General features: G+C 67.2%; 1 protein-coding gene. It reads left to right on the top strand.

Features of this window, described 5'->3' with window-relative positions; all coding sequences use genetic code 11:
* The first annotated feature begins 158 nt into the window (after positions 1-158).
* Positions 159-2,516, top strand: coding sequence for a gluconokinase, GntK/IdnK-type (locus tag ABFP37_RS22445; protein WP_347035024.1), 2,358 nt, complete (start codon positions 159-161; stop codon positions 2,514-2,516).
* The last annotated feature ends 144 nt before the right edge of the window (positions 2,517-2,660 follow it).

Here is a 2,660-nt window from a genome sequence, read left to right as displayed (position 1 = left end):
CATGACCTTCGTGGACGGCTACCTGCACCCGGGCGAGAAGCCCGGCATCGGCGTCGAATTCAACGAAGAAGCCGCCGCGGCCTACCCGTACCAGCAGGCCTACCTGCCCTACAACCGCCTCGTCGACGGCACCGTGCACGACTGGTGAGGAACGACAAATGACGCACAATCCATCTGCACCGGGCAATTCCACACCTGGCAATGCCCCCGCCCGCCGCCAAGTCATCGTGATGGGCGTCTCCGGCTGCGGCAAGACCACCATCGGGGACCTCGTGGCCCGCGAACTCGGTGTGCCGTTCCTCGATGGCGATACCCTCCACCCGGTGGAGAACGTCGCCAAGATGGCTGCGGGCACGCCGCTGACTGACGGGGACCGCTGGCCCTGGCTCGCCACGGTGGGCAGGGAGCTCGCCTCCGCCGGTAACGGCGGCCTGGTGCTGGCCTGCTCGGCGCTCAAGCGCAGCTACCGTGACGCTATCAGGGAACAGGCGCCGGACACGGTGTTCCTGCACCTGCACGGCAGCAAAGAGGTGCTGAGGGCACGGACTGAAGGGCGTTCCGGCCACTTCATGCCGCCTGCCCTCCTCGATTCGCAGCTCGCAACGCTGGAACCGCTCGAAGCCGACGAAGCCGGCGTGGTGGTGGACATCGCGGCCCCGGTGAGCCAGGTGGTGACAGAGGCGCTGGCGGGCATCGCCGCGGCGGGCGGCAGCACCGCCGTCGCCGGTCCTACCGCTGTTGAGTACCAGGGCGCCCCGGGCACCCAACCGCGCCAGTTCGACGTCGACCTCCGGGCTTCGCCGTTCACTCTCGACGACGCGGCCGTTGCGTGGGTGGAAAGCACGATCGCCGGGATGAGCCTCGAGGAAAAGATCGGGCAGCTGTTCATCAACCACAACAACGACTACTCCCCGGAGTACCTGGACGGTGTGTTGGAGAAATACCACGTGGGCGGCATGCGCTACCGGCCCGGCCCCTCGGCCGCGGTGCAGGAGCATATCCGGTACGCGCAGTCCAAGACCCGCATCCCGCTGCTGGTGGCCTCCAACCCGGAAATGGGAGGAGCCGGAAGCTGCGACGACGGAACGTTTGTGTCGACGCACCTGCAGGCCGGCTCGCACCCGGACAAGGCCATCGCCCGGCAAATGGGGCAGGTGGCCGGGGTGGAAACCGCGGCGCTGGGCTGCAACTGGGCGTTCGCGCCGATCGTGGACATCCACTACAACTGGCGGAACACGGTGATCTCCACCCGGGCCTTCGGCAACACGCCGGAGATCGTGGTGGAGCGCGCCAAGGAGTACTTCGACGGCATCAGCGAGTCGCCCACCGCCTGCGCCATGAAGCACTTCCCCGGCGACGGCATGGACGAACGCGACCAGCACGTGGTCACGTCCTACAACACGCTCGGATACGACGAGTGGAACCGGACCTACGGGCACGTGTACCGCGAAATGATCGCGCACGGCGTGCAGTCCATCATGATCGGCCACATCGGGGCGCCTGAGATTTCCCGGCATTTCCGCCCGGGGATGGCGGACAAGGACATCCTGCCGGCCACGCTGTCCCCGGAACTGCTCCAGGACCTGCTCCGCGGCGAACTCGGCTTCAACGGGCTGGTCCTCACTGACGCCTCGCAGATGATCGGCCTCACCCAGGCCATGAAGCGCAAGGACCTGGTTCCGGCCACGATCGCCGCCGGCTGCGACATGTTCCTGTTCTTCCGCAACCCCGCGGAGGACTTCCGGTACATGATGGACGGCTACAAGTCCGGCGTCATCACCGAGCAGCGCCTGCACGATGCGCTGCGCCGGATCCTGGCCCTCAAGGCAAGCCTTGGCCTGTACCGGAAATCCGCCGCGGAGCTCGTGCCGCCGGCGGCAGCGCTGGCCGTGATCGGAAGCCACGCCCACCGGGCCATCGCGGCCGGGATTGCGGACAAGACCGTCACCCTGGTCAAGGACACCGCGAACAACCTGCCCATCACGCCGGAGACGCACAAACGGATCCGGCTGTACGGCATCTCCGGCGGCTCGGACTTCACCCGGGCCGACCCTCTGGCCTACCTCGACACGGTCAAGGAGGAGCTGGAACAGGCCGGCTTCGAGGTTCACCTGTTCAAGACGGCGGACCAGCGGGAGGCGGCGGGAGAGACCGGCGTGAATTTCATGTCGATCATCTCGGAGGAAGCCACCGGCGACTACGCGGCCAGGTACGACGCCGCGTTCGTGTTCGCCAATGTGAAGGGCTTCGCGCAGGAAGCCGCCATCCGGATCAAGTGGTCCTCGCCGATGGCCGCGGAGATCCCGTGGTACGTCACCGAGGTCCCCACCGTGTTCGTCTCGCTCAACCAGCCCAACCACCTGATTGACGTGCCGATGGTGAAAACCGCCATCCACGCCCACGCCGGAACGCCCGAGGCCATTCGGGCGACCATCGAAAAAATCCAGGGCAAGTCGGACTTCCAGGGAACGTTCAACGAGAACGTGTTCTGCGATTCGTTCGACACCCGGCTCTAGGATCGGATTTTCGCTGCGGTTCCGGCCTGGCGACACAGATACGGACGGGCGCGGGGGGCGATACCCTAGGGACCCGCCGGAGACGCCGCGACGGGCCCGGGGGGCCGGGGAAACCCCCCGGGGCCGGCCCCCCCGGCCCCCCGG

Origin of the sequence: Burkholderia sp. RS01, assembly GCF_039748055.1 — a bacterium.
In the GTDB taxonomy this organism is placed as follows: Bacteria; Actinomycetota; Actinomycetes; order Actinomycetales; family Micrococcaceae; genus Arthrobacter.
The sequence above is the reverse complement of the archived record's forward strand: the minus strand, read 5'-3'. Positions and strand labels throughout refer to the sequence as shown.